Consider the following 7136-nt stretch of genomic DNA (forward strand, 5'->3'; position numbering starts at 1 on the left):
CAGCCGGTGGCCCGCTGACACGAATAGCAGCGCGGGAAGCGCCCTGCGCACGACCAGGTGTTGCCGTTAGGCGCGGTAGTTGAGGCTGGTCATCATCCCGGCGCTTGGTGATAGGTGTTGTGGCAGTGCACCATCCAGATCCCGGGATTGTCCGCGATCAACGCGACGGCCAGTTTCCGCATGGGTGCCACGATCGCGGTGTCTTTGCGGTCCCCGCGGCTGCCGTCGGGTCTGATGATCTGGAAGGTGTGACCGTGCAGGTGCATGGGGTGCCACATCGCGGTGTTGTTGGTGAAGGTCAGCACCGCGCGTTTGCCCTGGCTGATCTGCAGGGGCTGATACTTGTCGAAGGGGGCGCCGTTGATCGTCCAGTCGTAGTGGGCCATATCCCCGGCCAGTACCGCCGCACGGTCGACATCGGCGGTGGTGTTGCCCAGATCGACCGGCGGTGTGGCGGTGAACATGTCGGCGGTGCCCACGCGTTTGGTCAGCTCGGGAGGTTGAAAGCCAGGATCGGGTGCGGTGCCGGCACCGGTGGATAACAGTGCCCGGGCCAGCGCGTTTTTCCCTTCAGCCAACCCGACCAGGGCGAAGATGCCGTCGGCGGCAGTGACGAGAACGTCGTAACGTTCCCCCATACCCACCAGTACCGCGTCGACCTCGGTGGGGGTGACCGGGTAGCCGTCGGTGTGCGTGACCGTCATGGTGTGTCCGGCCAGCGCGACCCGAAACGCCGTGTCGGAGCCAGCGTTGATGATGCGGATACGGATCCGCTGACCGGGCTTGGCGGAGAAGCTGGTGGGAGCGGCCGGGATACGGCCGTTGATCAGGTAGTACGGGTAGGCGACATCGCCGGCGTCCCCGCCCAACAACGCGCTGTTCCCGACACCGCTCATCGGCCCCATGCCGGGCATACCGCCACGCAGGGTGTCGAAAATCTGTTGCGGGGCTTTACCGATGCCGTCGGTCCAGTCATCGAGTATGGCGATCCATTCGGCGTTATAGGCGCCCGGTTCGTTGGGGTCATCGACGATCACCGGTAAATACAGCCCAAAATCGGCGTCCAGGGCGGTGTGCGGGTGGGCCCAATAGGTGCCCGGATACGGCACCGAGAATCGGTAGGTGAACTCCTCGCCGGCGTCGATGTTGGGGTGCCCGGCGCGGCACCGTCCATGTCGTTGCGCAGCGCGATTCCGTGCCAATTCACCGACGTCGCATGGTCAAGACCGTTAGTGACAGTGACGGCGAACTCATCGCCGACACTGGCCCGGATCGGCGCGGCGGGGACCGTGTCGCTATAGGCCAAAGTGCGTGGAGTGGGGCCGCCGAGGTCGATCGTGGCTGGCGCAGGTTTCAACGCGGCGGTCACGGTGCGCCCGGTGTGTGGGCGGGCGGCTTCGGTGGCGGTGATCGCGGCCGACAGCCGCCGGTGGTCGTGGTCGGCGGGGGTGGTGTTCGGGTGCCGCAGCTCGCCAACGCGAAACCGCTGGCGACGGTGGCGGCCAGGAAGTTGCGCCGACTGAGCCGCACGCCCAGTGGGGATTCCGCCATCACGAGACTCTTCTCATCACGCTCTGCGCGTTGTTCAGGGTGGCCGGGTCGCTACGACCGACCTCGGCCAGCTATCAGGCTCAAGGTTGAACCTACGCCGGCCGTCAACACCTGACCGTCGATCAGTGCAGTGCCGCAGCGGGTGGGTCCCGGTGCTCAGCGGTGCTCGCGCAGCAGTGCCATGCGCCGGCGGAACTCCTCATCGTCGATCTCGCCGCGGGCGAACCGTTCGCTCAACAGCTCATCGGCCCGTGGCGATGCCGGCGGGCTGCTGCGGGCTCGGCTGTCAGCGCCAAAGGCGCGGGCCGCCAAGACAATCGCAGTGAGCAGCCCACCCCAAAACAGCAACATCAACACCGTCATCATGATCCAACCGCCCCAACCCCCGCCATACCACATCATGATGGTCGTCCTTCCGTCGAACGGCACCCAAAGCTAGTGGTGCTGCTATAACGATGCGCGTCATCGGCGCCGACGGGTAGGGCCGAAAGACCCCTTCTGAAGGCTTGCTCGACACCGCTACTGGCAGTAGGGAGAAGCTTCGGGTTGAGGTCGCAGGGTCCCTGATCCCACCCGCGACGACGTTACGGACTACTGACCCTGCCGATGGTGGTCGCAATGCCGCACTGCACTGCCGATGCAGGGCGTAGAGGACGACGCGAAGTGTCGAACGCCTGCCTGCCCAAGAGCAGATCATGAAGTACAGCACTACAGATAACCCTGTCGCTCACGGTCAGGAACACATTCACCTTCACCGTGAGCGACAGTCGATTACAGCCGATAACGACCTACAGATAACGCCCACACACATCGTCCCGTCGGCCGAGAATAGCGCTTCGCGCCGGCGCTAGTAGGAGTGCAATCCGCGGTGAGCAGGATGAACTAGTGGCCGTGGCCGTGGCCAGTTGTAGGGTTGTGCCCAGTCGCCGGAGTTTCTGCAGGAGTGGCTGCGATATTGAGGGTGACGTTCGCCGCTGGCGGCGCAGCTGGGGGTCGCGGAGAAAAGCTGATTCCGTTGGGTTCGTCGCCGACAGCGAGTGTCGCGGCGGCAGCCAGGTTGGTGAGGTCGATGACCGACACTGTGTCGTCGAAGGTGTTGGTCACCCACGCCCGTGTCCCGGACGCGTCGATAACGACACCGTGTGGCCCTGATCCGGTGGTCACGGTGCCGCGGAGGGTCATCGCCGCGGTGTCGATCACCGATACGGTGTGGCCCGGTTTTTCCAACGTGCCCTGGTCGGCGCTGAGGACGGTTCTCTGATCCTGAGTTAAGTACAGCTGGACCGGAGCGGTAGGCACCGGGACACTGCCGACGACGGTGCGTGACACCAAATCCACTTTCACCACCGCTGGCGGGTCGGTGATCCCACTGAAGGCGTAGCGACCGTCGGCAGTGACGGCAACCTGTGCCGGCGCGGTGCCAACAGGCACTGAGCCGGTCAGCTGATCAGTTGCTGGGTCGATCAGGTCCAACCGGCCCGCCATGGTGTTGGCGACTACGATCACCGAGCCGCCTGCGGCGGCGCGGAGTCCGTGTGGCATGTCCCCGAGCGCAATTTCGCCGACCGGGGACAGTTCAGGCCCCTCGTACACCGAGACTGTCCCGTCATTGGCGTTGGTCACATAAATTCTGCCCGACGGCGCCTCGATCACATGTGCCGGAGCCTGCCCGGTGGGGGCGACAGCGCGGACGGTATACGTGGAGGCGTCAATGGCCACCACCAGGTTGCTGCCGCTTACTGCGTATACCGTCGAACCGTCGTGGCTTACCTGGACGTTGTGGGGATGTTTGATGCCGACCAGAGTTGTCACCACCGCATTGCTTGCCGTGTCGATCACCGAAAGGCTGTCCCCGCCCTCATTGGCCACCCATACCGATCCGGATCCGGATGGTCGCTGTTGCGCCGAAGCTGTTGTTGTGGACGGGTTCTGGGAACTTCCAGTTCCACCCGAACACCCTGTCAACGCTGCGGCAAGCGTCAATCCCGCGATGAACCCAACGAATCGAATCTTCATAAAAGCCATCCCCTTTGGTTGCACTATAAAGCTACAGCCGGGATCTCAAGGCACAGACAGCTTCACTTGTCGTTGAGGTGATCCGCATGGGTCGCAGAAGCTGGCGCTGGTGTGATGCTTCATCGCCAGATTCGCCCCGCCCGGCACACCCGAGAGAGCATTGCCTGCGCCGGGCGGGGCGCGGGAACCGCGGAATGTCGTGGCGGCCAGGGCGATCTACCGTCTTACGCCAGCCCCCGACGCTTCGGACAATTCTCGTCGGCCACCGCGGGCGTTAAGACGGAATGCGCCGAAAAGTGTTGCTAATTAAGGGTGATCGCCAGGCGCAGCACGTCGAGACGCTGCGGTGCTTTGCTTGTCCTCGACGCGAGGTTCCACTTCGGTCGGTTAACGTGATGGGGCGTGGTCGCGTGTGGTTGCAGAGTCCTGGGGCGTGACGACGCCATGTGGAGCTGGTTGCCTTCGGAGCCAAGCCCCTCCATACCTAGTTGCAGGTATGGAGGGGAGCAGCGCCAGGGCCGCGTCAGATCTTCTTCGAGCGCAGCCGCAGCGCATTGCCGATAACGCTGACCGACGACAGCGCCATCGCGGCAGCCGCGATGATCGGCGAGAGCAGGATCCCGAACAGTGGGTAGAGGACGCCGGCAGCAAGCGGGATGCCCGCGGCGTTATATGCGAACGCGAAGACCAGGTTCTGCCGGATGTTGCTCATCGTCGCCGCGGACAGTCTCCGCGCCCGGACGATCCCCGTCAGATCGCCGTGCAGCAGTGTGACGCCGGCGCTTTCGATAGCCACATCCGTGCCCGACCCCATCGCGATGCCGACATCCGCCGCCGCGAGGGCAGGGGCGTCGTTCACGCCGTCCCCGGCCATGGCCACGATCTTGCCCTGTTCCCGGAGCCGCTGGACGACTGCGCTCTTGTGATCAGGCAGAACCTCGGCCTCCACGTCGCTGATGCCGAGCCGGCGGCCGACCGCCTCTGCGGTGGTCCGGTTGTCTCCGGTGAGCATGACGACTTCGATGCCATCGCCGCGCAGCGCGGCTAGCGCCTCGGGGGTGCTGTCTTTGACCGGGTCGGCGATCGCGAGGACGCCGACGGCTCGGTCGTCGACGCCGACGAAGATCGCGGTAGCGCCGTCGTGTCGTAGTTCGTCAGCCCGGCGGGCGAACGCGGAGACGTCGATGTTCTGGTCTTCAAGGAAATCAGCGTTGCCCAAGACGACGCGGTTTCCCTCGACGGTACCGACCACGCCACGGCCGACGGGGGAGTCGAAATCGGCGACGGCCGGGATGGTGAGGCCGCCTTGCTTGGCGGCTTCGACGACCGCGAGCGCCAACGGGTGTTCGGAGGCCCGTTCGACGCCAGCGGCCAGGCGCAGGACCTCGTCGGCGTCGATGCCTTCAGCGGGCACGACCGCGGTGACCGAGGGACGGCCTTCGGTCAGCGTGCCGGTCTTGTCAACGACGAGGGTGTCGACCTTTTCCAAGCGCTCGAGGGCCTCTGCGTTTTTGATGAGCACACCGAGTTCGGCGCCGCGACCGACGCCGACCATGATCGACATCGGGGTGGCCAGGCCCAAGGCACAAGGGCAGGCGATGATCAGCACCGACACGGCGACGACCAGCGCGTATGCCAACGACGGGGAGGGTCCCACGAGTGCCCACACCACAAATGCGGCGACGGCGATGCCGATCACCGCGGGCACGAAGAGTCCGGCGACCTTGTCTGCGAGCCGCTGGATCGGTGCGCGGGACCGCTGGGCCTGTGCCACCATCGCGACGATGCGCGCGAGCATGGTGTCGCGGCCGACCTTCTCGGCCCGGATCACCAGTGCGCCGGAGCGGTTGAGGGTGCCGCCGATTACGGTGTCCCCGGGCGCCTTGGTGACGGGCATGGATTCCCCGGTGACCATCGACTCGTCGAGCGTGGACCGCCCGTCCTGGACAGCGCCGTCGACGGGCACCTTCTCCCCGGGCCGCACTCGCATCAGGTCGCCGATCTGGACGATGTCGAGCGGTACTTCTTCCTCGGTACCGTCGGCGTTGATGCGGCGCCCGGTTTTCGGGGCCAGATCGAGCAGTGCTTTGATCGCGCCGGAAGTCTGCTCCCTTGCCCGCAGTTCGAGGACCTGCCCCAGCAGCACGAGCACCGTGATCACAGCAGCGGCCTCGAAATACACGGCGACGGTGCCGTCCATGCCGCGAAAGGCGTCCGGGAAGACACCGGGCGCCAGCGTGGCGACGACGCTGTAGAGCCAGGCCACCCCGGTGCCCATCGAGATCAGGGTAAACATGTTGAGGTTGCGCGTGCGCAGCGACTGCGCGCCGCGAACGAAGAACGGCCATCCAGCCCACAACACCACCGGGGTAGCCAGTACGAACTGGATCCATGTCGAGACCGTCGCGGGCACGAGATTGTGCAGTGAGGGGAACAGGTGCACCCCCATCTCGAGCGCGAACACCGGGGCGGTGAGGACAAGGCCGATCCAGAAGCGACGGGTCATGTCCGCGAGTTCGGGGCTTGGTCCGGTTTCCGCGGTGACCACTACAGGTTCGAGTGCCATCCCACAGATGGGGCAGGAACCGGGTTCGAACCGACGGATCTCCGGGTGCATCGGGCAGGTGTATTCGACGTTCTCGTCGGCCGAGGTGGCCGGCGCGGCGGCTGGGGTCAGTGCGTCGACGAATTGGCCCGGGTGCGCCTCGAACCTGGACCGGCAGTGCGACGAGCAGAAGTGGTAGGTCTGGCCGTCGTTGTCGATGCGGTGCACGCTCGTGTGCGGATCTACCGTCATCCCGCACACGGGATCATGCACGACATCGGTGGCGGGCGCCGATCCGTGGTCATGGTGGTGATGCTCGGTCATGATCGGCCTTTCGCGTTTCTCGATTTCGCGGCGAGGCACCGCGCGATGCCGTCGCGACATCACCTTCATAATATACCCCTCGGGGGTATATTGCGCGTGATGGGCAGGTTTGGGTCGTTGACGACCGGACACCCGGTGGCGGGCTGCCGGATGGTTCGGTGGCTGCGATCCACAGCGGCCGCCCCAGTGGGGTCAACTCGGCGAATGCCGATATGTGGCGGTGCTGCGCGTTTCCTGGCCGGCCAGGTTGGCAGTGCAGACGTCCTGCTGAAGGCTGGCTGCCTTGGGTGCCGTTGCGATTGGGACGGCAGGCTGTGGTGACTGCTACAGCTTGCGGGGGTGGGCGATCATCGATACCAGTGCCGCAAGGGCAGCGATTGCGAAGGCGGTTGCGATCGCGGCACCGGGAAGCAGTGACGTCATATCGCCCAGGAGGGCGGTACATCCGGCAAGGCCGGAGATGAACCACCCGATCAGTGCGATCGTCCTGTGTCTGTCCGGGATCTCGTCGTTCGACATCCGTGCCTGCTTTCGGTCGATATGTTCAGTGGTGGGAATCCGGTTGAAGGGCAGTCGGAGACCGACATTGCCTCGCACCGTCTGCAGCGTTGCCGGTTGATTGCAGTCTGACCGAGCAATTGTCAATACCTGTGGATCGGGGTGTTTCAGGCGACCTCCGTTTCGGTGTGTTGATCGCCGT

The 7136-nt window shown here is 65.0% G+C and carries 4 protein-coding genes and 1 pseudogene; all 5 read right to left on the bottom strand.

The genetic code is table 11. From position 1 onward, the window contains the following. Positions 1-66: 66 nt before the first annotated feature. Positions 67-1551: pseudogene (locus AC4LGL_RS14530) on the bottom strand (multicopper oxidase family protein). A 156-nt stretch (positions 1552-1707) separates the two neighbouring features. After that, positions 1708-1953 (bottom strand): SHOCT domain-containing protein, encoded by a 246-nt coding sequence (locus tag AC4LGL_RS14535; RefSeq protein WP_174553724.1) that lies wholly within the window; start codon positions 1951-1953, stop codon positions 1708-1710. Between the two features lie 480 nt (positions 1954-2433). Beyond that, a complete protein-coding gene (locus AC4LGL_RS14540) occupies positions 2434-3390 on the bottom strand; it encodes a beta-propeller fold lactonase family protein (protein WP_234998381.1) in 957 nt (318 codons plus the stop codon). Positions 3391-4090: 700 nt separating this feature from the next. Continuing rightward, entirely contained in the window at positions 4091-6568 is a 2478-nt protein-coding gene (locus AC4LGL_RS14545) for a heavy metal translocating P-type ATPase (protein ID WP_277921611.1), read from the bottom strand. A gap of 192 nt (positions 6569-6760) precedes the next feature. Then, complete coding sequence (locus AC4LGL_RS14550) at positions 6761-6955, bottom strand: hypothetical protein (protein ID WP_061262343.1); 195 nt, start codon at positions 6953-6955, stop codon at positions 6761-6763. Positions 6956-7136: the final 181 nt, after the last annotated feature.

Source organism: Mycolicibacterium arcueilense, assembly GCF_058536225.1.